Source organism: Pseudomonas sp. GW822-FHT06B12 (assembly GCF_058799675.1).
This window is the reverse complement of sequence record NZ_JBXALR010000016.1, coordinates 90,719-116,958: the sequence shown is the minus strand read 5'-3', so window position 1 is coordinate 116,958 and position 26,240 is coordinate 90,719. Positions and strand designations below refer to the sequence as shown.

Here is a 26,240-nt window from a genome sequence, read left to right as displayed (position 1 = left end):
TGTGCACCGACGAGATTAAATCCTCTCGTTTGATTCCGGTGCAACATACAAGGAGCTGCCGAAGGCTGCGATCTTTTGATCTTCACCTTCCATCGCGCAACACGTTGAATGCGGAAAAGATCGCAGGCTGCGCCAGCTCCTACGCGAGCCCTGTTTGTTCGAGAAGTCGTTTCAGGGCTTGCAGCTCTGGCGCTGTACCGTTGTCGACTATGCGCTTGAGTTGCTGCTCGATCTGTTCGAGCGGCGACAACACCTGCGGCAGATTCAAATGCTCTGGCAGAATCTCCTCGCCACTGCTCACCAGTAACGCAAAGTGAATGACGTTTTCCAGCTCACGGGTATTACCCGGCCAGCTGTGCCGTTCCAGAACCTGCTGTGCCGCGTCGCTGATAAACGGCACCGGCAGGCCGAGGCGCTGGCTGTAGATACCGAGGAAATACTCGGCCAGTGATTGAATATCACCGACTCGCTCGCGCAAGGCCGGCAATTCGAGCTGTCCTTCGCTGAGGTAGTGATAGAGCCGCTCATGGAACTTACCGGCCGTCACGGCTTGTGCCAGATCGATGCTGGTCGCCGCCACGAGTCGCACATCCACCGGGCTCGGTTGCTGGGCACCCACGCGGGTGACTTCGTGATTCTCCAGGGCGGCGAGCAGTTTGATCTGAATCGGCAACGGCAAATCGCCGATTTCATCCAGGTACAACGTCCCGCCATTGGCCGAACCAAACCACCCGGCACGACTGCTGGCCGAGCCGCTGAAACTGCCGCCGGCATAACCGAACAACTCGGCATCGGCGTAGGTCGGGCTGATGGCGCCGCAGTTGACCGACACGAACAAACCGCCACGATCACTGGCGCGGTGAATGTGCCGTGCCAACAGCTCTTTGCCACTGCCGGTTTCCCCGCGAATCAACACCGAAATCGAGCGCGGCGCCAGTTGCTCCAACTCCTGGCGCAGCTGTCGCGAGCGTGGGTCGACGAACACCAGCGCCTTGGCGCGAATGCTTAGCGGACTTTTTTCAGCGTCGGGAAAGGTCAGCAATGGCTGACCGAAAGATTCATGCAAACTCATGGCAGACTCCCGCCCATACCGCCGGGAGACGGAGGGCGTTTAAATAAAAAACAGGTTCAAGCGCGGCGCAGGGCGTGATGTTCCATGCGGTTTTGCAGGCGATACAGGTAGGCGAAACCTTGCTCCCAACGATGGTGGCCGGACTTCACGTTGATGTGCCCGGCACCCGCCAGAACCCCCGCTTCGGCGCCCCAGTTGCGTGCCAACTCAAGCGCCCGTGGAGCGCTGACGGCGGCGTCGTTGTCGGAGCTCACAACCTGGCTCGGGAACGGCAGCAGGTGCGTCGGAATCGGCGCAAAGTTGCGCAACGCTGGCGCGCAGGCCGGGCGTTCGACGTCTGCAGGCGCCACCAGCAACGCTCCGCGAACCTGACGCAACGCCTGCAATGGGGCCGTCGCCGCCCAATGGGCAACCGTGATGCAACCCAGGCTGTGGGCGATCAGGATCACCGGCGTGCTGTCGGCGTCGATCGCTTCAGCCAGCGCCGCCACCCAATCCTCACGGCGTGGCGTCAGCCAGTCGGCCTGCTCCACCCGTGCGCTGTTCGGCAGGCTGTTCTGCCAATGGGTTTGCCAATGATCATCTGGCGATCCTTGCCAGCCCGGCACAATCAGGTAGCGAATTGATTCGTTGCGCATGGGGAGCTCTCCGGTGCGTGTCTGTTCCTGGTCGAGTATAGGGACGGGATTTATATTCGTTAAGGAATAAGAAGCTATTTATTAATATCCATATCGAATATTAAACTGATCACCCTGTGGGAGCGAGCCTGCTCGCGATGGGGCCGTGTCAGTCAACATCGATGCCAGCTGACACTCCGCTATCGCGAGCAAGCTCGCTCCCACAGGGATTGTGTTTTGCTTTCAAAAAAAAGGGGCCGCACCCTGCCAAGGAGACGGCCCCGGAAATCAGAAATCTGTTAACGCGCGGTAATCACCGACAGCTTGGTAATCCCCGCCCGTTCAATGGAGGCCATGGCTCGCGCCACTTCGCCGTAGTTCACACCGTTATCCGCTTGCAGCTGCACGCGCACTTCGGGGTCTTTGGCCTTGGCCGCTTGCAGGTTGAATTCGAGCAGGTCCGGCTGAACTTCATCCTTGTTGATAAACAGTTTCCCCGCACCGTCGATGCTCACCACCAGCGGGTCTTTTTGCTCAACAGGCGCGACCGCTTCAGTCTTCGGCAGGTTGATCGGAATCGCGTTGGTCAGCAGCGGCGCGGTGACGATGAACACCACCAGCAGCACCAGCATGACATCCACCAGTGGCGTGACATTGATCTCGCTCAGTACTTCATCGCTGTCCTGGGTTGAGAAGGCCATATCAGGAAGCCTCCTTCACTTTCTGCGCGCCACCCTGAATGGCGTTTTTGTGCGCCGTCGGGTGGATCAACACCCGGAACGAGCTCTTCTGCGCCAGGCTGTAGAAGTCGTGAGCGAAGTCATCGAGGTCGGCGGCGGTCAGTTTCAGGCGACGCAAAAAGTAGTTGTAAACCAGCACCGCCGGCACGGCGACAGCGATCCCCACACCGGTTGCCACCAGCGCCGCACCGATGGGGCCGGCCACGGTTTCCAGGCTCGCAGAACCCGCGGCGCTGATGCCTTTCAAGGCTTCCATGATTCCCCACACAGTGCCGAACAACCCAATGAACGGCGAGGTGCTGCCGATACTCGCGACCACTGCCAGACCGGTTTCCAGCGAGCGGCGCTCACGGACGATTTGCTGACGCAGGGCACGCTCGAGGCGGTCCTGATGATTGATCGCCTGACTCAGGTCTGCCGCATGCGGCGCTTCACCGACCTGGATCGCCGCGTAACCCGCCTGTGCAACACGGGCCGCCGCGCCGGGCTGGGTTTCGCTCAGTTCTGCCGCCGAATCGAGACTGGAGGCGGCCCAGAACTGTTTATGGAATTTGCGATCCTGGGCTTTCAAGCGACCGAACTGCACACCTTTGAGCAACGCCAGGCCCCAGGTAGCGACGGAAAAAACCACCAGCAGCCAGATCACCGCGCTTTCGATGGATTCGAGTGGAGATGCCAGTAACGTCATGATGTGTTCCCTCTGTGTAAACATTTAGCGCGAATAGGTTGCGGTTCAATGAATCTTGAAATCGATCGGCACGCTGACCCAGCCGTCCTGGGCGACATCACCCTGCTTGGCCGGCACGAAACTCCAACGCTTGACGGCCGATAACGCCGCGTCGTCGAGCTGCTGGCGGCCACTGCTTTGCTGAATCTGGATCTCACCAGGTTTGCCGCTGGCCAATACGTGCACCCGCAACAACACCGTGCCTTCCCAACCGCGCCGCTGGGCCAACGACGGATATTCCGGCGCCGGGTTCTTCAGGTACGCAGCGCTGGCCGAGGCCGGGGTCACGGGTGCTGGCGCCGGTGGAGCGGGTGGCGCCGGAGCGGCCACGGGCGCTGCCGGTTGTGGCGGTGCGGGCGGTTGTTCGGCGGCTTTTGGCGCGGGCTTGGGCGCCTGTTTCACCACCGGTTTTGGCTTGGGTTTAGGCGGTGGCGGCGGCTTCGCTGCCAGCTCGTCTTCCACCGGCGGCGGAGGCTCAACCACTGGCTGCACCGGTTGCGGTGGCGATGGTTCGACCACCGGCGGCGCCGGGTGCGAGAACTCGATGGTCATCGGTGGGATCTGGGGCGGCACGATCGGCAGTGCCGCGGTCGGTTGCTGGTTCAGCCAATAAATCACCGCGCCATGCACCAGCACCGCCAGCACCCCGAGCAAAATCGCCTCCCGACGGCTCAAGCTGCCCTTGGGCGTCTTTTGCAGTCGCAATTGGCCCAACGGCAGCCGATGCGGACGGCCGAGGTCGACCAACTCACCACTTGGCGCCTGGCGCCACAACACGTCATGTGCACTGGCGGCGGTCTGGACATTGCCCATTGATTGACTCCCTACGGTCTCTTTACGAATAACCCGAAAGACCTGCGCTTGAATCCCCCACGCTGCCGTTTCGATGGGGCAATCATTGGGCTAGACGCTTATCTCTTAAAGTAATTTTTAATGATTAATCTAGATCATAAACGAATATGAAAAACCCTTATTTTGCGCAAAGCCACGCCGCTCAAGGGCCGTAGCCGAGCATCGAAAAGACCATGTTTTTCGAGCATTGAAAGTATTCGTGGAAGGCATGGGTTTCTGCGGGAAAGTTAGATATCAATTAACCAGAAATAGTTATTCGACAATGACCAAACCGGCAAACAGCGTGCAGACGACAACGACCGTCCGATAAAAATAAAACCCTAAATAAAAAACAGGCCGATCATACGGCGCCCGTACGATCGGCCTGTTGATGGCTACCGTGAAGTTTATTGTTTGACAAACTCGCCAGCCAAGCCCACTACATCGCCATCGAAGTTATTGCGAGAACCGAATGCCTTGAGTGTTGAGTAGTTGTGATCCGGCGAAAACAGTGTCCACGCCTGATAGCCCACGCCATCGTTAAGAGCAGCAACCGTGATGATGGTCGGGTTGCCAGAGCTGTTCTGGAAGTGGTAGTGCCCATAACTGACATCGTAATTCACGCCGTTCTGACTCAGCTTGCCGCTGAAGGTCCCGTTCGAATCATTACCATCGGTAATGACCAATTTGGCGCCGGCGTTAGCGTTTACATAAGTCCCGTTAATACTCGACATAATGGATTTCCTTTGCCGTTAAATAAGTATCTTCCGATGAGTGCAAGTTCTCTCCTGAAAACTCACGAAACAGAGCATGGTCGGACATTCAACTATTGTCCACGGAGAAACCGGTTATTGACGGACGAAATGGCTATAGACACTGCGTAAACCTTTATAACTTATGAACAGGACAACTATGCTTATTCCTGCTCACGCTCATCAGAAGTCGTAACGACCGGTCACACCGAGCGTACGCGGCGTTCCGAGCAAGCCTTCATAGCCGCCGTTACCGCCGGTCCAGAGCGTCGTGTAATAGGTTTTGTCGAAGGCGTTTTTCAGCCACAGCGAGACGTCCCACTGACCTTCATGAAAGTCGCCGCGCAGACCGGTGGACAGGTTGACCACGGCGTAGCTGGGGATCTGCCCGAAGTCGGAATCCTCGACCGTGCCGACGGCTTTGGAACGAAAGGCATAGCTGGCGGTGAGGTACTCCTCGAGGCCGTTGCTGAGGTTCCATTTGTATTCACCGTTGGCATTGGCAATCCATTTCGAGGCGCCGACCACCTGATGCCCGCTGAGGTCGCAAGATGCGGGGGCACCTGGGCGCAGGCTGACTTCCGGCGGGCATGGCGCATCTTTGTAGGAGAGATAGCGGACGTCGTTGTACGATCCATTGAGGTTCAGCGTCAGGCCGCGCAGCGGCATCAGGGTGCTTTCCACTTCCACGCCGCGAGAACGCACCGAGCCGGCGTTGGTCAGGAACTGCACGCGATTGACGTCGTCGTAAGCGTTGGTCTGATAGCCGTTGACCCGCGTCCAGAACAGGTTGGCGTTGAGTTGCAGGCGACGGTCCCACAGCGTGCTTTTGAAACCCAGTTCGGCGTTGTTGGCGCGCTCGGTACCGATCAGCAACGAATCGGCACCTGCTACCGGTGCAGAGCCGACCGTCAGGTTGACCCCGCCGGATTTCTCGCCGTGGGACAGCGTGGCGTAACCCAACAGGTCATCGGTGAAGTGGTAGCTGAGGTTCAACAAGCCCGAAGGACTGGTGCTGTACTGATTCAAATCCCCGGAATCGTAAGCCCCGGTACGACCGCGTCGAGCAGTGGCCGCCGCACCGCTGACCGCAGCGCCACCGACGGGTGCATCACGGGTGACCCAGGCATTTTTCTCCTCGTAGCTGCCACGCACACCGGCCGTGAAATCCAGGCGCTCAGTGAGGTGCCAGGTGCCTTGGGCGAACAACGCAAAGCTGTTGGTTTCGATATGCCCGTTGCCGATACTGCTGACATTGGCCAGGGCACCGCGTGGCGTGCCGTTCCAGATGTCGGCTTGCGGACCGTAGTAAACGAAGGATTTGTTGTCCAGGTTGGAGCCGAAGTAGTAAGCACCGAGCACGTAATCGAAGAAGCCGCCGGTGGGCGACGCCAGGCGAAATTCCTGGGAGTACTGCTTGTCTTCCACCGAAACACCGGCGTTGTAGGCAACCGGTACGTTGAGGCCATCGTCGTTGCGCGGGGTGAAATTCCACCAGCGATACGAGCTGATCGAGGTCAACGTGAAATCGTTCGGCAAGGTCCAATTAGCCTCAACCGATGTACCGCCCTGATGCACCGTGACGTGTTGATCGCTGTCCAGGTTGACCTTGCGATGAGTGCCGTCGACCAGTGTCGCACCGGCTGCGGCGGCCCGTGATTCGTACAAATTGACGCCGTTGATGGTCGGCCCGGTGCTGTACAGCACCCGGGTGCCAGCACTGGAATCCTCTTCGTTGTAATCGCCGATCCAGCGCAGATTGAAGCTTTCGTTGGGTTTGTACAGCAACTGCCCCCGAAAACCATCGCGTGAGCCGCCATTCAAGTCATGGCCGTCGAATTCGTTCTTGATGTCGCCGTCACTACGGGTGCGGTAGGCGGAAAAGCGCCCGGCCAGTTCATCGTTGAGCGGCCCGGAAATCGTGCCCTTGGTCTGGAAATAACCGTCCTCGCCGACCGACGATTCGATGCTGCGTTCCGGGGTGAACGTCGGTGCGCGGGTGCTGATGTTGATGACGCCTGCGGTGGTGTTCTTGCCAAACAGCGTGCCTTGCGGACCGCGCAAGACTTCCAGTTGCTCGATGTCCATCAAATCGAACACCGCCATGCCCGGACGCCCCAGGTAAACGTTGTCGATGTACAGGCCGACGCTGCCTTCCAGACCATCACTGGCCGGGTTGTTGCCCAGGCCGCGGATCGACACGCTGGACTGGCGCGCATGCATGTAGGCTACGTTGACGCTGGGTACCAACTGCTGCAAATCCTGAATACGATAGATCCGCTGGCTCTCCAGCGCCTGACCGCTAATCACGCTCATCGGTGTTGGCACGTCTTGCGAACTTTCTTCACGACGGCGAGCGGTGACCGTTACGGTTTCGAGTTGGCCGTTAGACGCTTTGCCCTTTTCGGCAGAGGCCTTCGGGGCGCTCTCTTCAGGGGCCGTAGTCTCGGCGGCATAGCCTTGAGTCCAGCTGGCGCTGCCGGCCAACAACAAGGCCAGCGGCAGGCGTTTGAGCCGTCGGGGCGTTATGGGTGAGGCGAGGTTCAACGGACTCATTGGACGGCTCCTGGTCAAAAAACATACAACACGTATATTCTTTTAAGTTATTTATTTATGTTTTTACAAATATTTACTGCATAAGAGATTGCCTTTATAAGGAGTCGACCTAATGCATATCCAATGCATTTCCCCGATATTTTTTATGTGAAAAATGCATATCGATTTGCGCCAGCTCCGTCACTTCATCGCCCTCGCCGAACAGCGCAGCTTCGTCGCGGGCGCTGTCGCTGTGAACCTGTCGCAATCGGCCTTCAGCCGGAGCATTCAGGCGCTGGAACACAGCGTCGGTTGTCAGTTGGTCGATCGCGGACGCAAGGACTTGGCGCCGACCAAACAGGGTCAGGTGCTGCTTGAACATGCGCGGCGACTGGTCAGCGGTGCACAGCAAATGGCCAACGAGATCAGTCAGTTCAATGGTCTGGAAGCCGGGGAATTACGCTTCGGCTGCGGCCCGGCACCAGCAGCCGGATTGATCCCGCGAGCGATCGGCAGTTTCATCGGGCGCTACCCCAAGGCACGGGTGCAGTTTCAGGTGGACGACTGGCAAACCCTGGGTAAACGCCTGCTCAGTGAAGAGTTCGAATTCTTTGTCGCCGACACGCGGCAGTTCGAAGCCAATCCGGATTACCTGACTCAACGCCTGCGCCCGCGCAAATGGCACTTCTGCTGCCGCGCCGGGCACCCGTTGGCAAACTTGAAGTCAGTCAGCGCAGCGCAACTGATGAGCTATCCGATGGCGGTCACCATTCGTCCACCGAACCTGCGCAAAGTCATCGTCGACCTCTGTGGCCGCCCGGACTTCACCCCCAACGTCGAATGTGAAAACAGCTACAGCCTGCTCGGCGTGGTACTGCGCTCGGACGCCATCGGCATCGTTGGCGCCTACAGCGACGCCTTACATCACGCCAAGGGCGAGCTGGTGTGCATGAAGATCGAAGGGCTTGCCGATGACCTGGAAGAGCTCTACACCCGCTACGGCATCGTCAGCCGTGCGGGGTATCGGTTATCGCCGTTGGCAGAAGCGATGATCGAGCAGATCAAAGAGATCGACGAGCGGGATGACGAGGTGTGTTCGCTGGAGAATCTCGCTGTCTGAACCACCGCTATCGCGAGCAAGCTCGCTCCCACAGTGGAGCTGTGTTAACCGCGAATCTGTGGCCAACCAAGAACCCTGTGGGAGCGAGCTTGCTCGCGATGGCGGCATTCGCCTTGCTGATGCACTCCCCGCATAAAACCCATTCCCCAAATGCACTTGCCCGAATCCCACCCGACCGGCGAAAACCTTCACCTGTCTTCTGATCGGTGAACCCCATGTCCAACGTCTCTGAACCCGTGCGCAATGTGCTGTACATCATGTGCGACCAACTGCGTCGCGATTACCTCTCGTGCTACGGCCATCCGCACTTGCACACACCGAACATCGACCGTCTCGCCGCCGCAGGCGTGCGCTTCAGCCACGCTTATACCCAAGGCACGATTTGCGGGCCGTCGCGGATGTCGGCCTACACCGGACGCTATGTCAGCAGCCATCAAGTCGCCTGGAACGCCGTGCCGTTACCACTCGAAGAACTGACGATTGGCGACTACCTGCGACCGCATGGCATCCGCACCGCGCTGGTCGGCAAGACCCACGCCACGCCGAATATCGACGCTCTGCAACGCCTGGCCATCGACCCCGCCAGCGAGCAAGCCGAAGCATTGAACGAGGTGGGTTTCGAGCCGTACTTTCGACACGACGGGATCTTCCCTGACGATCCACTGTTCGATGACAAACGCGAATCGGCGCCCTACACCCATTACCTGCGCGAGCTTGGTTTTGAGGGGCGCAACCCTTGGCACGATTGGGCCAATGCAGGCGTTGGCGAACACGGTGAAATCCTCAGTGGCTGGAAAATGCGCAACGCTCATCGAGCAGCACGCATTCCCGAACAGCACTCGGAAACCGTGCACACCACAGACCGCGCCATCGACTTCATCCGCGAGCAGCAGGATCAACCGTGGTGCTTGCACCTGTCGTACATCAAGCCGCACTGGCCCTACATAGCACCGGCGCCCTACCACGCGCTTTATGCTGCGAATCAGGTGTTGCCGGCCGTGCGTGCAGCCGCCGGAGAAGAGAGTGATCACCCGGTATACCGTGCGTTTCGCCAACACCAAGAGAGCCTGAATTTCTCCCGCGAGGAGGTGCGGTTGAACGTGATTCCGACCTACATGGGCCTGATCAAACAGGTCGATGATCAGCTCGGACGGTTGTTCGACTTCCTCGAAAGCAACGGTCGCTGGGAGGACACGCTGATTGTGTTCACCAGCGATCACGGGGACTTTCTCGGTGACCATTACCTGGGGGAAAAAGAGTTTTTGCTCGAGCCTGCGGTGGGTGTGCCGTTGATCGTACGCGACCCGCGCGCGGCGGCAGATGTCACTCGCGGTACGGTGGATGAGCGGCTGGTGGAAACCATCGATGCGCTGCCGACGTTTCTTCAGGCGCTGGGGCTGCCGGGTGCTGAGCATCGTCTTGAAGGTCGCTCACTGATCCCTTTGTTGCACGGCGTGGATATCGATTGGCGCCGCTTTGCGATCAGCGAATACGACTACGCGTTTCAAGCGCCTGCTCGCGAACGTCTGGACCAACCGATCGATCGCTGCCGGATGACCATGGTCCGTAGCGAGCGCTGGAAATACCTGGCATACGACGGCTTCCGCGCGCAGTTGTTCGACTTGCTGAACGATCCGCAGGAGCTGCATGACCTGGGGGCTGATCCAGCGTATGCCGCAGTGCGTGAAGAACATGCAGGGTATTTGTTCGAGTGGTTGCGGGGGTTGAAGCGGCGGACCACCATCAGCCATCAGGAAATCGATTTGCGCGGGCAGCGGTTTCGGTATGGCGAGCCCGAGATCGAGAAAGTGGTACAGATCGGCGTTTGGTGAAAAAGCATCGCGAGCAAGCTCGCTCCCACAAGGTCTGTGTCTGTCCACACTTACCGTGTTCAACACAAATCCACTGTGGGAGCGAGCTTGCTTGCGATGGCGTCAGATCAGACGACGCCGATTTCAGCCCCCTTAATGGTCTGACTCCGCTGCCCCAACACTCCCACTGGCACCTCACCCTTGAGCGTCACCCGCCGCACGATCCGCTCCTGAGTGCCGTAATCGTCCACCGCATAATGCTGGGTCGAGCGGTTGTCCCAGATCGCCACATCACCGGCCTGCCAGCGCCAGCGCACGGTGTTTTCCAAACGCGTGACATGGCTTTGCAGCAGGTTGAACAAATGCGCCGAATCGGCCAGTGAATAACCCTTGATGCGTTTGACAAAATGCCCCAGCAACAAGCTCTTCTCGCCGCTGATCGGGTGCACGCGGACCACCGGGTGCTCGGTCTCGTAAACCGTCGAGGTGAAGACCTTACGATAACGCTCCAGCTTTTCCGCCGACACGTCCGGCTTGGCCCCCGCGTAGTCATATTCGTTGCTGTGCACCGCCCAGAGCTTGTCCGCCAGTTCGCGCAGCTCCGGCGCCAGTTCGTTGTAAGCGCTCGCGGTGTTGGCCCACACGGTGTCGCCACCGGAGGTCGGCGCCAGCACCGAGCGCAGGATCGAAGCTTTCGGGTAGGCGTCGACGAAGGTCACGTCGGTGTGCCAGGAGTTCGCACGCTGGCCTTCAGCGCCGTCCAGTTCCAGCAGGTAGCGGGTGCCGTCGCGTACCGGCACGGTCGGGTGCGCCACCGGTTCGCCGAGCAAATGAGCGAAGGCTTCCTGGCGTTGATCGTCGAGGTGTGTCTGATCGCGGAAGAAAATCACTTTGTACTGCACCAGCGCCTGCTGGATGGCTTCAACAATGCTGGCGTCCAGTTCACCGGAGAGCTGGATACCACGAATTTCGGCACCGATACGACCGGCCACCGGATGAATTTCAAGCGCGTGAACAGCGGGTTTAACGGCTAAAGCGGCATTGCTCATGGGTAGACCCTCTATCTGACTGCTGACGGTTTTCCGGCCGCGAAACAACGCTCTATCTATATTCAATTTAGATCTAATAGATATTAACATGCTTCGTTGACGGAATAAGAGCTTGCATTTAAAACCTCAGGCAACCTTCGTCGCAAATGCCTTCGAGCTATTTTTAGGATGCCGGAAAAGCATATGGATCTTCGTCAGTTGCGTTACTTCATCGCCCTCAACGAACACCGCAGTTTTGTCCGCGCCGCCGACGCCATGGGCATCACCCAACCGGCGTTCAGCCGTAGTATTCAGGGGCTTGAGCAGGAGTTCGGCTGCGTGCTGGTGGATCGCGGCAACAAGGATCTGCGCCCCACGCCCGAGGGCCAGGTGGTGCTGCAACACGCCTTGACCCTGGTTCAGGGCGCAGCACTGCTCAACGCCGAAGTGACCCAGATGACCAAACTCGATGCCGGCGAACTGCGCTTCGGCTGCGGCCCGGCACCGGCGGTAAAACTGGTGCCGGATGCGGTGGCGCAATTCGTCAACTCGCACCCGAAAGTGCGCACCTGTTTTCAGGTCGATAACTGGGAAAAACTCAGTCGCGCGCTGAGCCGTGAAGAGATCGAGTTCTTCATCGCCGACATCCGCCATTTCGAGGCTGATCCGAACTTTCAGACACGAGCGTTAACGCCCAAACGCGGGGTGTTTTTCTGCCGTCCGGGGCATCCGTTGCTGGCCAAGGAGAGCCTGTCGACCAACGACATGTTCGACTACCCGCTGGCGACCACGCTGATCCCGCCGGGCATTCGCAAACTGCTGGCGAACCTCAGTGGTCGCACCGACTTTTCGCCGACCATCGAGACCGAGCATTTCCCGGCGCTGGTGAAGATCGTGCTGCAATCCAACGCGATTGGCGTGGGCACTGAAGAAGCGTTTGTCGAAGACATCGCCCTGGGCTCACTGGCGCTACTGCACTGGCGCAACCTGCCGCAGAACATCGAAAGCATGAATGCGCGCTGCGGGATTGTGAGTCGCACAGGGTTTCGGTTGTCACCGGCGGCGCGAGCGATGATTGAGGTGTTGGTGGCGGTGGATAAGCAAGAGATCGCCGTCGCGGTTTGAAGATCAAAAGATCGCAGCCTGCGGCAGCTCCTACAGCGGATCGACGTAGGAGCTGCCGCAGGCTGCGATCTTTTCAGGACTTTATAATTTTGCGGCAGCCAACTCCGGCGCCACCCATTCACTCACCTTGAACGGCTTGCGAATCAGCTTCTGCTGCGACGCCAGATCCACCGCATCCTGCAATTTTCCGAGGAATACCGGGTCCAGGGTCGAAGGGAAAACTTCACTCAATTTCTGGTCCTTCAAGTCCTGTTGAAGGATCAGCGGTGGATAACTCGCCAGTCCCGACACCAACTGAATGTAAGCGTCCTTATTGCTGTCCTGGGTCAGCCATTCGACGGCTTGCTGCTGCGCTTTGAGCAGTTTCGCGACGATGTCGGGATGGGCATCGACAAACGCCCCGGTCCCCACCAGCACGGCCTGAACACTGCCTGCGCCGCCCAGGTCCCTGGTACTCAGCGGCAATTCGGCCAGGCCCTTGGCCTGCAATGCCGTCAGCCCCGAGCCGCCCCACGACGCGTCGATCTGCTTGGCCGCGAGTGCCGCCACTGCGGCGTTGAAATCCAGGTTGATGACTTTCAGGTCTTTCTCGCTCAAGCCCTGGCTGGCCAACGCCGCGTCGAACGACAACTGGCTGGCGGTGCCACGGAAGATCGCCACGCGTTTGCCTTTGAGGTCTTGCAAGGTCTTGATTCCCGAACCCGGAACCACGCCGAGGTAGTGCTTCACACCCCGCGCCGAAGCGCTGAGCAGCCGGGTGTCGAGGCCGTTGGACTTGCCGATGATCGCCGCCAGGTCGCCGAGGTACGCCAGGTCGACCTGACCATTGGCGAAGGCTTCGTTGATCACCGGACCGGCGCCCTTGAAGAAGCTCCACTGGATGCTGATGCCCTGATCAGCGAAGGCCTTTTCGAAAATCTGCTGATTGCGCAACACATCCACCACCCCGCCGCCGCTGTGCTGCGTACCGGCGCTGAGGTCGGGCACGGCGATGCGGATTTCCTTGAGCTCTGCGGCGCTGGCGTTAAGCGCCAGGCCGGCAAGCACGCCTGCGGCGAACAGATTGATGACGCGTTTGAAGGGAAGGTTCATGGGTGCGGCTCCTGATCACGACGGGCGTTGAGGAGCAGAAAGTAGGCACAATCTTGTCAAACATTTAAATACTAAAAATTCACATTTTAATAACCAAAATTCATACATCAGCCAAAACGCACCTCTCAGTGCGGTATGCAAAAACAGCATCAAAAATATTCTTCGAATGCATTGGATGCGTACGGGCGATAGGCCTTAAATGGCGTTTTTATACCTAAAACAAGCAAATTGCATTTTTTATATAACCATTTGTTGTTTGCATGAAAACATCAAGATCGCAGCCTGCGGCAGCTCCTACGCCGATCTCCTGTAGGAGCTGCCGCAGGTTGCGATCTTTTGATCTTGATCCTCGAACCGGATAACGGAGGTCATCCATGGCCCGTGTTTCCCTGCTCAGTCTGCCGCTATCGGCCCCGCCGTTGAACGCCCGGCGACTCTGGCCAAGCCTGAACCAACGCCTGTTGCCGTGGTTGCTACCGATCAGCCTGTTCGCGCTGTGGTGGCTGGCCAGCCGTAATCACTGGATGAGCGAGCAGATCCTGCCGGCGCCGTCATTGGTCTGGAGCAGCGCGGTCGAACTGTCGGGCGGCGAGTTGTGGAACCATTTGGCAGTCAGCCTTCAACGCTTGTTCTGGGGCTTGCTCGCGGGGATCAGCGCAGGTGCTGTATTCGGTGCGGCACTGGGTTTCAGTCGGCGTTTTGAGCGCCTGGTATTCCCGACCTTCGCAGCGCTGGCGCAAGTCCCGACGTTGGCCTGGATTCCGCTGTTCATGGTGTTTTTCGGTATCGGCGAAGTGCTGAAACTGGTGGTACTGATCAAAGCCATCGTGGTCCCGATGACCCTGCACACCCTGGTCGGCGTGCGCGATGCCCAACCGAAATTGCGCGAAGCCGCAGCCGTGTTGCGCTTGCCGCCGCGACTGTTGATTCGACGGCTGGTACTGCCCGCCGCACTGCCCGCGTTCATGGCCGGCGTACGCCTCGCGCTGGCGGCCGGCTGGACGTCGTTGCTGGCGGTTGAACTGCTGGCCTCCAGCGAAGGCATTGGCTACCTGATGGTCTGGGCGCGTCAGTTGTTCATGCTCGACATCGTCTTCGTCTGCATCGTGGTGATCGGTGTGATGGGCGTGGTCATGGATCGTGGCATCGGTGTGCTGGATCGCACACTCGTGCATTGGCCCCATCCGGCCACCGCGGAAATCCGTCGCGGCCCGCGTTATCAAGGTTGGCAACGCCTGCAACCGTGGTTATTGCCGCTGGCCTTGCTGACGCTGTGGCAAGTGGCGTCGGACCAGCAATGGGTCGATGCGAACATTCTGGTCAGCCCATGGACGGTGCTGGAAACCGCCGGCCACGGCCTGCTGGATGGCACGCTGCTTAGCGGCATGGCGCTGAGTCTCGGTCGTACCCTCGCAGGGTTGGCGCTGGGTGGCGGTCTCGGGTTTACCCTGGGGTTACTGCTGGGTTTGTCGCCAGTCAGCGAGCGCCTGCTCGGCCCGACTCTCGCGGCCATCCGCCAGATCGCAATCTTCGCCTGGGTGCCGCTGCTCACCGCGTGGTTCGGTCTGGGGGAGTTGGCCAAGTGGGTGTTCGTCGCCCTCGCCGCGTTTTTCCCGCTGTTCATCGCCACCCAACGCAGCGTCGCCAACGGATCAAAGCAGCTCAACGAAGCCGCGCAAGTCCTGCGTTTGAGCCTCGGCCAACGCCTGCGTCGGCTGATCCTGCCAGGCGCCGCACCGGGCATTTTTGCCGGGCTGCGATTGAGCCTGATCTACGCCTGGCTCGGCACCATCGGCGCCGAATATTTCATGCCGTCAAACGGCGGCATCGGCAGCCAGATGATCGGCGCCCAGCAACTGCTGCGCATGGACCTGATCATGGCCGGCATGTTGCTGGTGGGCCTGACCGGTGCCCTGCTCAACCTGATCGGCCAACACATTGAAACCCGCGCCACGCGCTGGAGGCACGCATGAACGCACCGATTGTCAGCTTCAACCACGTGGGCAAAACCTTCGATGTCGACGGCTTTGAACTGGAGGCGATTCGCGAATTTAACCTGGAGATTGCCGAAGGCGAATTTGTTGCAATTGTCGGCTCCAGCGGCTGCGGAAAATCCACCTTGCTGCGCTTGCTGGTGGGCCTGGACACACAGTTTCGAGGGCAGATCAGCGTCGATGGAAAAGCCGTCTCCGGCATCGGCGGTGAGCGCGGGATCGTGTTTCAGGAACACCGTTTGTTTCCGTGGCTGACCGTCGAAGAAAACATCGGCCTGGGTCTGGTCAATGAACCGCTGAGTGCTGCACAACGGCAAAAACGCATCGGCGACTTCATTGAACTGGTGGGCCTTCGCGACTTCACCCGCGCCTATCCGCATCAGCTCTCAGGCGGCATGGCGCAGCGGGTGGCGATTGCTCGCGGGTTGGTGGCCAGCCCACGCATCCTGCTGCTCGACGAACCTTTCGGCGCCCTCGACGCACTGACTCGCCAGCAGATGCAGGACGAGCTGTTGGCGATCCGCAGTCGGGCCAGGATCACCACGGTGCTGGTCACCCACGACGTCGAGGAGGCGATCTTCCTCGCCGACCGCGTGGTGGTGATGGAACCGCGCCCCGGACGGATCAAACAGGTGGTCGACATCGCCTTGCCGCATCCGCGCCAGCGCAGCAGCTTCGACTTTCACCAATTGCGCGAAGAACTGCTTCACGAACTGACCAGCGACGACCACTACCAACCGCCCGTCCCTCAGCAGATCCGTGACCTGCCGCTGACATTCATTGCTTGCTAGAGAGGAAACCTTTGATGCCGCAACGTCCCAACTTCCTGGTAATCCTGGCTGATGACCTGGGCTTTTCCGATCTCGGTGCCTTCGGTGGTGAAATCGCCACGCCGAACCTTGATGCACTGGCCAACAATGGCTTGCGTCTGACCGATTTCCACACCGCACCGACCTGCTCACCGACCCGTTCGATGCTGCTCACCGGCACCGATCACCACATCGCCGGCATCGGCACCATGGCCGAGGCGCTGACCCCGGAGCTGATCGGCAAGCCGGGTTACGAGGGTTGCCTCAACGACCGCGTGGTGGCCTTGCCCGAGTTGCTGCGCGAGGCCGGCTATCAAACGCTGATGAGCGGCAAATGGCACCTCGGGCTGACCGCCGAGCTGGCGCCCCACGCGCGAGGTTTCGAGCGTTCGTTTTCATTGCTGCCCGGCGCCGCCAACCATTACGGCTTCGAGCCGACCTACGACGATCAGACGCCCGGCCTGTTGAAGTCGACGCCTGCGCTGTACATCGAGGACGACACCTTCATTGACGAATTGCCGAAGGATTTTTATTCCTCGGATGCCTTTGGCGACAAGTTGCTGCAGTACCTCAAGGAGCGCGACCAGAGCCGGCCATTTTTCGCTTACCTGCCGTTTTCCGCGCCGCACTGGCCGTTGCAGGCACCGGCCAACATCGTTGAGAAATACCGCGGGCGTTATGACGCCGGCCCCGAAGTGCTGCGTTTGGAGCGACTGGAAAAGCTCAAGACGTTGGGGCTGATTGATGCCGACATCGAACCCCATCCGCTGATTCAGCTCAGCGCCCAATGGGCTGCGCTGAGTGATGAACAACGACAGATTTCGGCGCGGGCGATGGAGGTCTACGCGGCGATGGTCGAGCGCATGGACTGGAATATCGGTCGGGTGGTCGATTACTTGCGCAACCAGGGGCAACTGGACAATACGTTCATCCTGTTCATGTCCGATAACGGTGCCGAAGGCGCGCTGCTTGAGGCGTTCCCCAAGTTCGGCCCGGAGCTGATGACCTACCTGAACCAGCATTACGACAACAGCCTGGACAACATTGGCCGCGCCAATTCTTACGTCTGGTATGGGCCAAACTGGGCACAAACCGCCACCGCGCCATCGAGGTTGTTCAAGGCTTTTACTACCGAAGGCGGAATTCGTGTGCCAGCGCTGGTGCATTACCCGGCGCTGTCGCTGAAAGGACAGATCAGCCATGGTTTCGGCACGGTGATGGACATTACGCCAACCATTCTTGACCTGGCCGGCGTGCGTCATCCAGGCAAACAATGGCGCGGAAAGCAGGTGGCAGAGTTGCGCGGCAAGTCGTGGCTGGGGTTCCTGTCCGGCGAGACCGCGCAGGTGCATGACGAACACACGGTAACCGGCTGGGAATTGTTCGGGCGGCGGGCGATTCGTCAGGGGCAATGGAAGGCTGTGTACATTCCTGGGCCGGTGGGGCCGGCGACCTGGCAGTTGTATGACCTGGGAAGCGACCCTGGAGAAATCCATGATCTGGCATTGAGTCAGCCGGAAAAGCTCAGCGCGTTGATCGAGCATTGGCAGCAGTATGTTGAGGAGACCGGGGTGATCCTCAGTGCTTCGCCGTTTCAGCCGGATTAGGGAAGCCTGAACCACCGCTATCGCGAGCAGGCTCGCTCCCACATTTGATCTCCAGCGGACACAAAACCTGCAAACAATGGAGAACCAGTGTGGGAGCGAGCCTGCTCGCGATGGGGGCCTCAAACACACCATTAAGCCCGGGCTGTACGCACCTCTTTCCTCACCACCTGCTCCTTGCGCACAAACCGATTCGCCCGTCCAAACGTACCGAAATCATTGAAGCGCACGCCCATCTCGCGCATCACCTTGTGCGCCACCGGCACGGTCAGCTGACGGATATAAAACGGTTCTTTCACCACAAAATGATGAATGCCATGGCTGCTGCCGAAGTTGAAGCAGAACGCCTGCAACGGCCACATCCACCATGGGTTGAGCACCTGGGTCTGCTGGATCACGTTGCCCGGCTCGATGTCGCCGTAGTAGTGCATGTTCGAGCTGACGAAGTGCAGGCAAAAGGTGCGCAGCACGTTCGGGCCGATGATCACCACCGCCGCGATATCGATGACCTGCATCACCGACAGCGTGGTCGCCGACCACTCCACCGAGGTTCCCAGCAAATACGCGATGCCGTTGGCCGCGTGAAAACCGAGAAACAGGTACCACGCGCCCCAGTGCACCAGCGCCAGTGGCGCGTAAACCTTCAGCGTGCGCTTGATGATGCTGAATTTGTGCGCCCAGGTCTTGGCCCGCAGCATGCGGATGAACGCCGACATCACGTTGTCGCCGACCATCAGCAAACGGGCGATTCCCCAGGGTTCGCCGTTGGTGATGGCGCGCTCTTCCATGTCGGTTTCGCTGCCGGACACCTTGTGGTGATTAAGGTGCAGATGGCGGCGGATCCACGGGTTGATCGTGCTCGGCCGCGCCAGCCAGACCAAACCCATCATCAGGTTGTGCGGCACGCGTTGCTTACGGAAATACATGCTGTGAATCAGGTCGTGTTCCAGCTCATGGGTCAGCGAGGCAAAAAACGCATTCAGCAGCAAACACGCCCACCAGGCCATGTGCCCGGTCATGTAGAGCGCCGCCGACCCCATCATTCCGGCCAGGGCGAAGGCCAGAATGCCCACGCCAAGGGCGTCCTGATGGTTGAGAATCGGGTAGCGCTGACGCAGTTCGACACCGCGGGCGAGCACCACTTCGCGAATATGCGCAGATCGTTGTTGTGCATTCAGGCGTTCAGGACTTGCAGAAGTACCGTACATGCTTCCATCCTTTAGTTATTGATGTTCGCATCCTGCCCTGCGCGATCGCTTCGGGCGTTAGCTGTGAACGCCAACCTGTTGACCGGAAGCGCCAATCATCATGATTGAACCCACCTCCCTCGCCAGCTGGACCCGCGCTTTGCGCAAACAACTCGACGCCCTCGGCCTCGACAGCAATGCACTGTGCCTGCAAGCCGGGCTCGACCCGCAACTGATGGACGACCCCAACGCCCGCTATCCATTATCGGCCACCACTCGACTGTGGGAACTGGCCGTCGAGGTCAGCGGCGACCCGGCGATTGGTTTGCGGGTTTCGCGGTTCGTCAGCCCGACCACCTTCCACGCGCTGGGATATGCGCTGGTCGCCAGCGGCAGTCTGCGTGAGGTGTTCGAGCGCATCGTGCGTTATCACCAGGTGATCAGCGACGCATTGGAGCTGGAACTGACCCGTGGCGAAGATCGCTATTGCTTCACCCTCAAGGTCCCCGAAGGCAGTCCGGCGCCAGCGCGGGAAGCGATCGACGCCTTCGCCGCGATCTACGTGCGCACCTGTCGCAACCGTTTGGGTCGGGACTATGCACCGCTGGCGGTGTACTTGCGCCGACCGGAACCGGCCGACCCGAAACAATGGCACGCGGTGTTCCGCGCACCGATCTTCTTTGCTGCTGACGAAGACCGGCTGGAGTTTTCCATCGACGACTTCGAAAGCCACCTGGATGACGCCAACCCGGAGCTGGCCGAACACAACGAAACCGTGCTCAAGCGCGCCCTGACGCAACTGCGCCTGCTGACCTGGGAGCGCAAGGTGCGCGATGCCATCGAAGCGCAACTGCCTGAAGGCGAACCCAGCGCCGAACGCATCGCCGAGACCTTGCACTTGAGTTTGCGCAGCTTGCAACGGCACCTGGCGGACGAAGGCTGCCGGTTCGACACGTTGCTCAATGAGTGTCGTGAGAATCTGGCATTGCAACACTTGCGAGATCCGCAGTGCTCGTTGAGCGAAATCAGCTATCTGCTGGGATTTGCCGACACCAGCAGCTTCAGCCGCGCGTTCAAGCGCTGGACCGGGATGACGCCGGGGCAGTTTCGGGATGGGTTGCGGTAAAAAGTCGGGATTTGCGCCGGTTTTGCCGGCCTCATCGCGAGCAAGCTCGCTCCCACATTAGGCCTGAGTGAAACACCGATAACGTTCACGCCGAAGATCCACTGTGGGAGCGAGCTTGCTCGCGATAGCGATTTACCAGACACCACAGGCGGCTCAGCGCCCGCGATCACGACGCAACAACTTGCGCACCCGCGCTACCAGCTCACTCACGGCGAACGGCTTGAGCAGGTAGTCATCCTCATGCAACTCCAACCCGCGCAGCCGGTCTTCAATGCCATCCGCGGTGGTCAGGAACAGCACCGGCGTTGCGCCGAGCTGGCGGATCTGTTGCAACAGTTGCCAGCCGTTGAGGCCAGGCAGCATCACATCGAGAATGATCAGGTCGTATTCAGCCGTTTCGATGAAGCGTCGACCGGCCATGCCGTTGTCCGCCACATCCACCGCATAACTGGCTTCGCTCAGGCCCTGGGCCAGAAGTTTCGCGGTCTCGGGTTCGTCTTCCACTAACAGCAAACGCATGGCACACCTCGGATAATCGTCACCACAGGCTAGGCGCCTTGGCGCACAAAGCCCATCACTAACGGTTATTTCGGATGAGGTGACGGGTTCAAACGCTTGCCAAAGCCCGCAATCGACCCGCGTCGAGGATCTCGATCTCGCCATAACTCAGGTTGAGAATGCCCTGACCCTCCAGGTCTTTGAGGATCTGGTTGGTGGTCTGACGCGACAGCGAAAGCAGCAACGCCAACTGCTCCTGCGGCAGTTGCAGAATGCGCCGTGCGGGCTCGATCTCGCCGTAGCCATCGGCAATCATCAGCAAGCGATGCGCCACGCGGGCCGGGGCTGGCAGCAAGGTGAAATGCTCGAGATTGATGAAGGTCAGGCGCAATTTATGGCTCATCAGCAAGGCCAACTGTCGCCAGTATTGCGGGTGTTCTTCGAGCATGCCGAGCAACGCCGTCTGCGGGATGTGCAACAGAATGCAGTGGCCCACGCCATAGGCGTCATGGGTGCGTGGCTGGCCGTCGAACAGACTGATTTCGCCGAACCAATGCGGCGGCTCGATCAGGCTCAGCAGCGCCTCCTTGCCCTGCTCGCTCACCGCGCCCACGCGCACCGCACCTTCGAGTACCGCGTACAGACCACACGGCGGATCACCGCGCTTGAACAGCCGTTGCCCCGGCGACAGCCGCCGCACGCGGGCCAGGGACAGCAGACTATCCTGTAACAAGGGCGACAAATGGCTGAACCACTGCCCCTTCATCAGGCGTGACCGCCAGGCCTGCATATCCATGAAAACTCCAAGATGATTGTCGTCTGGCTGACAGAGCAACGACGGACCGCAGGGCATGATCGACATCCCTACCGGAGGAATAACAATGAAAAGCCTCGTTGACCACCTCAGTCAATACGCCGCGTACCACCGTGACCCGCGCAACATCGCCAGCCACTTCATTGGCATTCCGCTAATCGTGGTCGCCGTCGCGGTGCTGCTGTCACGGCCAGGATGGCCGGTGGCCGGGCTCTGGCTGTCTCCTGCGGGGCTCTTGGCGCTGGCCTCGGCGTGGTTCTATCTGCGCCTGGAAGTACGCCTTGGCGTGGTGATGACGGTGCTGCTGGGACTGTCCGTTTGGCTAGGCCAAATCCTCGCGGCGCACAGCACCCTGCTCTGGTTGAGCAGCGGTGTTGCGATGTTTGTGGTCGGCTGGGCGATCCAGTTTGTCGGCCATCACTACGAAGGACGCAAACCGGCGTTTGTCGATGATGTGACGGGATTGATCATCGGGCCGCTGTTTGTGGTGGCCGAATTGGCGTTTTTGCTGGGGTTGCGGCATGAGCTGAAAGAGCAGATTGAGGCGCGGGCTGGCGGGGTGCGGATCAATCCGAAACGCGCTGCGGCGTAGGACGCCATCGCGAGCAAGCTCGCTCCCACAGGGTTTTCGGTTGATCACAGGATTTGTGGTCAGCACCGGTCCATTGTGGGAGCGAGCTTGCTCGCGATGCTTTTAAAGGTTGGCGACTTTCTGCCAGACCTTGGGTTTGAAGAACAGTGTTTCTCCCTTGGCCAGCCCGGTCAGGCTGTCGTGGTCTTTCACCACTTCCGCTTCAATCAGCTCGCTCTGGCCTTCGACCTTCAAGGTGATGCGTGTGGTCGCACCCAGCGGACGGATATCGCGCACTTGCGCCGCGTGGTGATCCTCCAGCTCAGTGCGCGACAGCGACACTTCGTGAGGACGGAACAGCACGTGATTATCGTCGCCCAGGTGCAGACGGTTCGAATCGCCGAGGAAGTGGTACACGAAGTCGCTGGCCGGGTTTTCGTAGACGTCGCCCGGTGAACCGATCTGCTCGATCACGCCCTTGTTCATCACCACGATGCGGTCGGCCACTTCCATCGCCTCTTCCTGGTCGTGGGTCACGAATACCGAGGTCAGGTTGATGTCTTCATGCAAGCGCGCCAGCCAGCGACGCAGTTCTTTACGGACCTTGGCATCCAGCGCGCCGAAAGGTTCGTCGAGCAGCAAGACTTTCGGCTCAACCGCCAAGGCACGGGCCAACGCGATGCGCTGGCGCTGACCGCCGGAGAGTTGTTCCGGGTAGCGATCCGATAGCCAATCCAGTTGCACCATGTTCAGCAGTTCATGGACTTTGACCGCGATCTGGCTTTCGCTCGGACGCTGGTTTTTCGGCTTCATGCGCAGGCCGAACGCGACGTTGTCGAACACGGTCATGTGGCGGAACAAGGCGTAGTGCTGGAACACAAAGCCGACGTTGCGATCACGCACGTCATGACCGGAGACGTCTTCGCCGTGGAACACGATGCTGCCGGCGTCCGGGGTTTCCAGGCCGGCGATGATCCGCAGCAGTGTGGTTTTGCCGCAGCCGGAAGGGCCAAGCAACGCCACCAGCTCGCCGCTCTGGATGTCCAGGTTGATGCTGTTCAGCGCCTTGAAGGCATTGAAATTCTTGCTGACATTACGGACTTCGATCGACATGAGTTATTCCTCCGCGGCGCTGGTGCGCAGGCGGTTAATACGGGACTCGCTCCACTGCTTGAGCAGCAGGATGAAGAGCGCCAGGATCAGCAACAGGCTCGCAACGGCAAACGCGGCGACATGGTTGTATTCGTTGTAGAGGATCTCGACGTGCAGCGGCAGGGTATTGGTCACCCCGCGGATGTGCCCGGAAACCACCGACACCGCACCGAACTCACCCATCGCCCGGGCGGTACACAGCACCACGCCGTAGATCAGCCCCCACTTGATGTTCGGCACCGTGACGTGCCAGAACATCTGCCAGCCGTTGGCGCCCAGCAACCGCGCGGCTTCCTCTTCCTGCGTGCCCTGCTCCTGCATCAGCGGGATCAGTTCTCGGGCCACGAACGGCACGGTGACGAAAATTGTCGCCAGCACGATGCCCGGCAAGGCGAAGACGATCTGGATATCGTGGTCCTGCAACCACGGACCAAAAATCCCCTGAGCGCCGAACATCAGCACATAAACCAGACCGGCGATCACCGGCGACACCGAGAACGGCAAGTCGATCAGAGTCACCAGCATGCTCTTGCCACGGAACGAGTATTTACTCACGCACCAGGCCGCGCTGACGCCGAACACCAGGTTCAACGGCACCGAAATCAGCACCGCAATGACGGTCAGTTTCAGGGCCGACAAGGCATCGGGCTCAAAGATCGCGGTGAAGAACGCGCCGAGGCCAAGCTTCAGGCCCTGGGACACCACGATGAACAGCGGCAACAACAGGAACAGCGCAAAAATCAGCCAGCCAAGGCCGATCAGAATTCGCCGTGAAACGGCACTGCCACGGCGCGCAGCATTGGCCGAAGACGCGGCCGCAATAGACGATTGGGACATGGTTCGCGCCTCCTTATGGGGTTTCGATGCGCCGCTGCAACAAGTTGATCAGCAGCAACAGGACAAAGGAAACCACCAGCATCAGCACGCCAATGGAGGTGGCGCCGGTGTAGTCGTATTGGTCGAGCTTGACCATGATCAGCAGCGGCAGGATTTCGGTTTTCATCGGCATGTTGCCGGCAATGAAAATCACCGAACCGTACTCGCCAACACCACGGGCAAACGCCAGGGCAAACCCGGTCAGCCAGGCCGGCAGCAGTGCGGGAACCAGAATGTAGCGGAACACCTGCAACGGCTTGGCGCCCAGGCACGCGGCGGCCTCTTCGATCTCTCGCGGGATGTCAGCGAGTACCGGCTGCACCGTACGCACCACGAACGGCAACGTGACGAAGGTCAGCGCCAGGGTGATACCGAGCGGCGTGTAGGCGATCTTGAAACCCAGGTCCGCAGCGAACTGCCCGACCAGACCGGTCGGCGTGTACAGCGCCGTCAGCGCAATACCGGCCACGGCCGTCGGCAGTGCGAACGGCAGGTCGATCATCGCGTCGATGATCTTGCGTCCGGGGAAGGTGTAACGCACCAGCACCCAGGCCAGCAACGTGCCGATGATGCCGTTGATGATCGCTGCGTACAGCGCGGTTCCGAAACTGAGCTTCAATGCCGCCAGCACCCGTGGCGCCGAGATGATTGCCCAGAACTGGTCCCAGGTGAGTTGAGCGGCATGCACGAACATCGCCGCCAGTGGAATGAGCACAATCAGACTGAGGTACACCAAGGTGTAGCCCAGCGTCAGCCCGAAGCCGGGTATGACGGGGGAGATACGACGCGACATAAAAGTCCCTGGTTGAGAACGCGCAAAGCCCCGACAACAAGATCGGGGCCCGTTGGCTAATGCCTGGCCGTTAAGGGCTGAACACTGCAACCCCTGTGGGAGCGAGCCTGCTCGCGATAGCGCCTGGTCAGCCAACATTGATGTTGAATGTACCGCCGTCATCGCGAGCAGGCTCGCTCCCACAAGTTGCCCCCCTAACTGACCGTTGGCAGATTTATTTCAGGTTACTGCGCCTGATAAATCTGGTCGAACACGCCACCGTCATTGAAGAATTTCGGCTGAGCGGATTTCCAGCCGCCGAAGTCCTTGTCGATGGTCACCAGTTCCAGGGTCGGGAACTGTTTGGCGTACTTGGCAGCCACGTCCTTGTCACGAGGACGATAGAAGTTTTTCGCGGCGATCTCCTGACCGGCCGGGCTGTACAGGTGCTTGAGATAGGCTTCGGCGATCTGCTCGTTGCCCTTCTTCTCGGCGTTCTTGTCGACGACCGCCACTGGCGGTTCAGCAAGGATCGACAACGAAGGCACGACGATGTCGAACTTGGCAGCGCCACCCTCCTCTTTCAGTGCGAGGAAGGCTTCGTTTTCCCAGGCCAGCAACACGTCACCCTGACCGTTGTTGACGAAAGTAATGGTCGAACCGCGAGCGCCGGTGTCCAGCACCGGAACGTGCTTGAACAGCGTTTGCACGTACTCTTTGGCCTTGGCTTCGTCACCGCCGTTGGCTTTCAGGCCATAGGCCCAGGCCGCAAGGAAGTTCCAGCGCGCACCGCCGGAGGTTTTCGGGTTCGGGGTGATCACTTCAACGCCGCTCTTGGTCAGGTCTCCCCAGTCCTTGATGCCTTTAGGGTTGCCCTTGCGCACCAGGAACACGATGGTCGAGGTGTACGGCGTGCTGGCGTCCGGCAGGCGTTTTTGCCAGTCGGCCGGCAGGGTTTTGCCGAGTTTGGCGATTTCGTCGATGTCACCGGCCAGTGCCAAGGTCACCACGTCGGCCCGCAGACCATCAATCACCGCCCGGCCCTGTTTGCCCGAGCCACCGTGGGATTGCTGGATCTTCACGTTGTCGCCAGCGTGGTCTTTCTTCCAGAAGTTGATGAACTCGGCGTTGTAGTCCTGATACAGCTCGCGGGTCGGGTCGTACGACACGTTGAGCAGTTCGTAATCCTTGGCAACCGCGGAACCGGCAAAAATGGCGCTGGCCAGAGCGGCCAAAGCATAACGGCGAATCGACGACATGGTGCAGCTCCTGAATTCTTTTGTGTTGGCTGTTCTTATGGTCTGGAATCGGGTTGCCTGTTCAAAGATCGCAGCCTGCGGCAGCTCCTACACCAATCCCCCCCCGTAGGAGCTGGCGAAGCCTGCGA

24 protein-coding genes are annotated in these 26,240 nt (G+C 59.7%); 8 read left to right on the top strand and 16 right to left on the bottom strand.

Annotation, left to right across the window (positions count from 1 at the left end):
* Positions 1-139: 139 nt before the first annotated feature.
* The 7 genes from AC1RKH_RS26325 to AC1RKH_RS26295 form a co-directional block, all read right to left on the bottom strand.
* Positions 140-1,072: a sigma 54-interacting transcriptional regulator gene (locus tag AC1RKH_RS26325; RefSeq protein WP_493064182.1), complete on the bottom strand. Its 933-nt coding sequence runs from the start codon at positions 1,070-1,072 to the stop codon at positions 140-142.
* Between the two features lie 56 nt (positions 1,073-1,128).
* Positions 1,129-1,710: an alpha/beta hydrolase gene (locus AC1RKH_RS26320; RefSeq protein WP_493064183.1), complete on the bottom strand. Its 582-nt coding sequence runs from the start codon at positions 1,708-1,710 to the stop codon at positions 1,129-1,131.
* 278 nt (positions 1,711-1,988) lie between these two features.
* Entirely contained in the window at positions 1,989-2,390 is a 402-nt protein-coding gene (locus AC1RKH_RS26315; RefSeq protein WP_493064184.1) for an ExbD/TolR family protein, read from the bottom strand.
* A 1-nt stretch (position 2,391) separates the two neighbouring features.
* Entirely contained in the window at positions 2,392-3,117 is a 726-nt protein-coding gene (locus AC1RKH_RS26310; RefSeq protein ID WP_493064185.1) for a MotA/TolQ/ExbB proton channel family protein, read from the bottom strand.
* Between the two features lie 45 nt (positions 3,118-3,162).
* Positions 3,163-3,969 (bottom strand): energy transducer TonB, encoded by an 807-nt coding sequence (locus AC1RKH_RS26305; RefSeq protein WP_493064186.1) that lies wholly within the window; start codon positions 3,967-3,969, stop codon positions 3,163-3,165.
* A 425-nt stretch (positions 3,970-4,394) separates the two neighbouring features.
* The gene (locus AC1RKH_RS26300) at positions 4,395-4,721 is read right to left on the bottom strand and encodes a hypothetical protein (protein ID WP_493064187.1); all 327 of its coding nucleotides are present in this window, start codon (positions 4,719-4,721) and stop codon (positions 4,395-4,397) included.
* A gap of 201 nt (positions 4,722-4,922) precedes the next feature.
* Positions 4,923-7,295, bottom strand: coding sequence for a TonB-dependent receptor (locus AC1RKH_RS26295; RefSeq protein WP_493064188.1), 2,373 nt, complete (start codon positions 7,293-7,295; stop codon positions 4,923-4,925).
* A 154-nt stretch (positions 7,296-7,449) separates the two neighbouring features.
* On the opposite strand from AC1RKH_RS26295, the gene AC1RKH_RS26290 reads away from it, so the two are divergent.
* Positions 7,450-8,394, top strand: a complete 945-nt coding sequence (locus AC1RKH_RS26290; RefSeq protein WP_493064189.1) for a LysR family transcriptional regulator — start codon at positions 7,450-7,452, stop codon at positions 8,392-8,394.
* A gap of 215 nt (positions 8,395-8,609) precedes the next feature.
* Complete coding sequence (locus AC1RKH_RS26285) at positions 8,610-10,226, top strand: alkaline phosphatase family protein (RefSeq protein ID WP_493064190.1); 1,617 nt, start codon at positions 8,610-8,612, stop codon at positions 10,224-10,226.
* A 107-nt stretch (positions 10,227-10,333) separates the two neighbouring features.
* On the opposite strand, the gene AC1RKH_RS26280 is transcribed toward AC1RKH_RS26285, so the two are convergent.
* Positions 10,334-11,254, bottom strand: a complete 921-nt coding sequence (locus AC1RKH_RS26280) for a TauD/TfdA dioxygenase family protein (protein ID WP_493064191.1) — start codon at positions 11,252-11,254, stop codon at positions 10,334-10,336.
* A gap of 183 nt (positions 11,255-11,437) precedes the next feature.
* Here AC1RKH_RS26280 and AC1RKH_RS26275 point away from each other — a divergent pair, with 183 nt between their 5' ends.
* Positions 11,438-12,358: a LysR family transcriptional regulator gene (locus AC1RKH_RS26275; RefSeq protein WP_493064192.1), complete on the top strand. Its 921-nt coding sequence runs from the start codon at positions 11,438-11,440 to the stop codon at positions 12,356-12,358.
* 81 nt (positions 12,359-12,439) lie between these two features.
* On the opposite strand, the gene AC1RKH_RS26270 is transcribed toward AC1RKH_RS26275, so the two are convergent.
* Positions 12,440-13,450 carry an ABC transporter substrate-binding protein gene (locus AC1RKH_RS26270; RefSeq protein ID WP_493064193.1) on the bottom strand — a complete coding sequence of 337 codons (1,011 nt, stop codon included), beginning with the start codon at positions 13,448-13,450 and terminating at the stop codon, positions 12,440-12,442.
* A 374-nt stretch (positions 13,451-13,824) separates the two neighbouring features.
* On the opposite strand from AC1RKH_RS26270, the gene AC1RKH_RS26265 reads away from it, so the two are divergent.
* From AC1RKH_RS26265 to AC1RKH_RS26255, 3 genes are read left to right on the top strand one after another with little or no spacing between them, the layout of a single operon-like run.
* Positions 13,825-15,423 (top strand): ABC transporter permease, encoded by a 1,599-nt coding sequence (locus tag AC1RKH_RS26265; RefSeq protein WP_493064194.1) that lies wholly within the window; start codon positions 13,825-13,827, stop codon positions 15,421-15,423.
* A complete protein-coding gene (locus AC1RKH_RS26260; RefSeq protein WP_493064195.1) occupies positions 15,420-16,235 on the top strand; it encodes an ABC transporter ATP-binding protein in 816 nt (271 codons plus the stop codon). The genes AC1RKH_RS26265 and AC1RKH_RS26260 overlap by 4 nt, the downstream gene beginning before the upstream one ends.
* 14 nt (positions 16,236-16,249) lie before the next feature.
* Positions 16,250-17,860, top strand: coding sequence for an arylsulfatase (locus AC1RKH_RS26255; protein ID WP_493064196.1), 1,611 nt, complete (start codon positions 16,250-16,252; stop codon positions 17,858-17,860).
* Positions 17,861-17,991: 131 nt separating this feature from the next.
* Here the strand turns inward: AC1RKH_RS26255 and AC1RKH_RS26250 are convergent, their stop codons facing one another.
* Positions 17,992-19,065 (bottom strand): fatty acid desaturase, encoded by a 1,074-nt coding sequence (locus AC1RKH_RS26250; protein WP_493064197.1) that lies wholly within the window; start codon positions 19,063-19,065, stop codon positions 17,992-17,994.
* Positions 19,066-19,165: 100 nt separating this feature from the next.
* Between AC1RKH_RS26250 and AC1RKH_RS26245 the strand changes: the two genes are divergently transcribed.
* Complete coding sequence (locus AC1RKH_RS26245; protein WP_493064198.1) at positions 19,166-20,170, top strand: AraC family transcriptional regulator; 1,005 nt, start codon at positions 19,166-19,168, stop codon at positions 20,168-20,170.
* A gap of 153 nt (positions 20,171-20,323) precedes the next feature.
* Here the strand turns inward: AC1RKH_RS26245 and AC1RKH_RS26240 are convergent, their stop codons facing one another.
* Positions 20,324-20,689: a response regulator gene (locus AC1RKH_RS26240; protein WP_493064199.1), complete on the bottom strand. Its 366-nt coding sequence runs from the start codon at positions 20,687-20,689 to the stop codon at positions 20,324-20,326.
* Between the two features lie 88 nt (positions 20,690-20,777).
* Positions 20,778-21,464 carry a Crp/Fnr family transcriptional regulator gene (locus tag AC1RKH_RS26235; protein WP_493064200.1) on the bottom strand — a complete coding sequence of 229 codons (687 nt, stop codon included), beginning with the start codon at positions 21,462-21,464 and terminating at the stop codon, positions 20,778-20,780.
* An 85-nt stretch (positions 21,465-21,549) separates the two neighbouring features.
* Here AC1RKH_RS26235 and AC1RKH_RS26230 point away from each other — a divergent pair, with 85 nt between their 5' ends.
* Positions 21,550-22,074, top strand: coding sequence for an Mpo1 family 2-hydroxy fatty acid dioxygenase (locus tag AC1RKH_RS26230; RefSeq protein ID WP_493064201.1), 525 nt, complete (start codon positions 21,550-21,552; stop codon positions 22,072-22,074).
* 102 nt (positions 22,075-22,176) lie between these two features.
* Here AC1RKH_RS26230 and AC1RKH_RS26225 read toward each other — a convergent pair whose 3' ends face one another.
* From AC1RKH_RS26225 to AC1RKH_RS26210, 4 genes are all read right to left on the bottom strand, one after another.
* Complete coding sequence (locus tag AC1RKH_RS26225; protein WP_477772688.1) at positions 22,177-23,166, bottom strand: sulfate/molybdate ABC transporter ATP-binding protein; 990 nt, start codon at positions 23,164-23,166, stop codon at positions 22,177-22,179.
* A 3-nt stretch (positions 23,167-23,169) separates the two neighbouring features.
* Positions 23,170-24,042, bottom strand: coding sequence for a sulfate ABC transporter permease subunit CysW (gene cysW / locus AC1RKH_RS26220; RefSeq protein WP_123427293.1), 873 nt, complete (start codon positions 24,040-24,042; stop codon positions 23,170-23,172).
* A 13-nt stretch (positions 24,043-24,055) separates the two neighbouring features.
* Positions 24,056-24,874 carry a sulfate ABC transporter permease subunit CysT gene (cysT, locus tag AC1RKH_RS26215; protein WP_019691172.1) on the bottom strand — a complete coding sequence of 273 codons (819 nt, stop codon included), beginning with the start codon at positions 24,872-24,874 and terminating at the stop codon, positions 24,056-24,058.
* Positions 24,875-25,098: 224 nt separating this feature from the next.
* On the bottom strand, positions 25,099-26,112 hold the full coding sequence (locus AC1RKH_RS26210; protein ID WP_493064202.1) for a sulfate ABC transporter substrate-binding protein: 1,014 nt from the start codon (positions 26,110-26,112) through the stop codon (positions 25,099-25,101).
* Positions 26,113-26,240: the final 128 nt, after the last annotated feature.

Bases quoted from the DNA above. Each gene is read 5' to 3' on its own strand.
- AC1RKH_RS26305 (WP_493064186.1), bottom strand. From the start codon at position 3,969: ATGGGCAATGTCCAGACCGCCGCCAGTGCACATGACGTGTTGTGGCGC.
- AC1RKH_RS26235 (WP_493064200.1), bottom strand. From the start codon at position 21,464: ATGGATATGCAGGCCTGGCGGTCACGCCTGATGAAGGGGCAGTGGTTC.
- AC1RKH_RS26270 (WP_493064193.1), bottom strand. From the start codon at position 13,450: ATGAACCTTCCCTTCAAACGCGTCATCAATCTGTTCGCCGCAGGCGTG.
- AC1RKH_RS26225 (WP_477772688.1), bottom strand. From the start codon at position 23,166: ATGTCGATCGAAGTCCGTAATGTCAGCAAGAATTTCAATGCCTTCAAG.
- AC1RKH_RS26285 (WP_493064190.1), top strand. From the start codon at position 8,610: ATGTCCAACGTCTCTGAACCCGTGCGCAATGTGCTGTACATCATGTGC.
- AC1RKH_RS26255 (WP_493064196.1), top strand. From the start codon at position 16,250: ATGCCGCAACGTCCCAACTTCCTGGTAATCCTGGCTGATGACCTGGGC.
- AC1RKH_RS26230 (WP_493064201.1), top strand. From the start codon at position 21,550: ATGAAAAGCCTCGTTGACCACCTCAGTCAATACGCCGCGTACCACCGT.
- AC1RKH_RS26250 (WP_493064197.1), bottom strand. From the start codon at position 19,065: ATGTACGGTACTTCTGCAAGTCCTGAACGCCTGAATGCACAACAACGA.
- AC1RKH_RS26295 (WP_493064188.1), bottom strand. From the start codon at position 7,295: ATGAGTCCGTTGAACCTCGCCTCACCCATAACGCCCCGACGGCTCAAA.
- AC1RKH_RS26310 (WP_493064185.1), bottom strand. From the start codon at position 3,117: ATGACGTTACTGGCATCTCCACTCGAATCCATCGAAAGCGCGGTGATC.
- AC1RKH_RS26210 (WP_493064202.1), bottom strand. From the start codon at position 26,112: ATGTCGTCGATTCGCCGTTATGCTTTGGCCGCTCTGGCCAGCGCCATT.
- AC1RKH_RS26275 (WP_493064192.1), top strand. From the start codon at position 11,438: ATGGATCTTCGTCAGTTGCGTTACTTCATCGCCCTCAACGAACACCGC.
- AC1RKH_RS26280 (WP_493064191.1), bottom strand. From the start codon at position 11,254: ATGAGCAATGCCGCTTTAGCCGTTAAACCCGCTGTTCACGCGCTTGAA.
- AC1RKH_RS26290 (WP_493064189.1), top strand. From the start codon at position 7,450: ATGCATATCGATTTGCGCCAGCTCCGTCACTTCATCGCCCTCGCCGAA.
- AC1RKH_RS26320 (WP_493064183.1), bottom strand. From the start codon at position 1,710: ATGCGCAACGAATCAATTCGCTACCTGATTGTGCCGGGCTGGCAAGGA.
- AC1RKH_RS26240 (WP_493064199.1), bottom strand. From the start codon at position 20,689: ATGCGTTTGCTGTTAGTGGAAGACGAACCCGAGACCGCGAAACTTCTG.
- cysW (WP_123427293.1), bottom strand. From the start codon at position 24,042: ATGTCCCAATCGTCTATTGCGGCCGCGTCTTCGGCCAATGCTGCGCGC.
- AC1RKH_RS26315 (WP_493064184.1), bottom strand. From the start codon at position 2,390: ATGGCCTTCTCAACCCAGGACAGCGATGAAGTACTGAGCGAGATCAAT.
- AC1RKH_RS26245 (WP_493064198.1), top strand. From the start codon at position 19,166: ATGATTGAACCCACCTCCCTCGCCAGCTGGACCCGCGCTTTGCGCAAA.
- cysT (WP_019691172.1), bottom strand. From the start codon at position 24,874: ATGTCGCGTCGTATCTCCCCCGTCATACCCGGCTTCGGGCTGACGCTG.
- AC1RKH_RS26325 (WP_493064182.1), bottom strand. From the start codon at position 1,072: ATGAGTTTGCATGAATCTTTCGGTCAGCCATTGCTGACCTTTCCCGAC.
- AC1RKH_RS26260 (WP_493064195.1), top strand. From the start codon at position 15,420: ATGAACGCACCGATTGTCAGCTTCAACCACGTGGGCAAAACCTTCGAT.
- AC1RKH_RS26300 (WP_493064187.1), bottom strand. From the start codon at position 4,721: ATGTCGAGTATTAACGGGACTTATGTAAACGCTAACGCCGGCGCCAAA.
- AC1RKH_RS26265 (WP_493064194.1), top strand. From the start codon at position 13,825: ATGGCCCGTGTTTCCCTGCTCAGTCTGCCGCTATCGGCCCCGCCGTTG.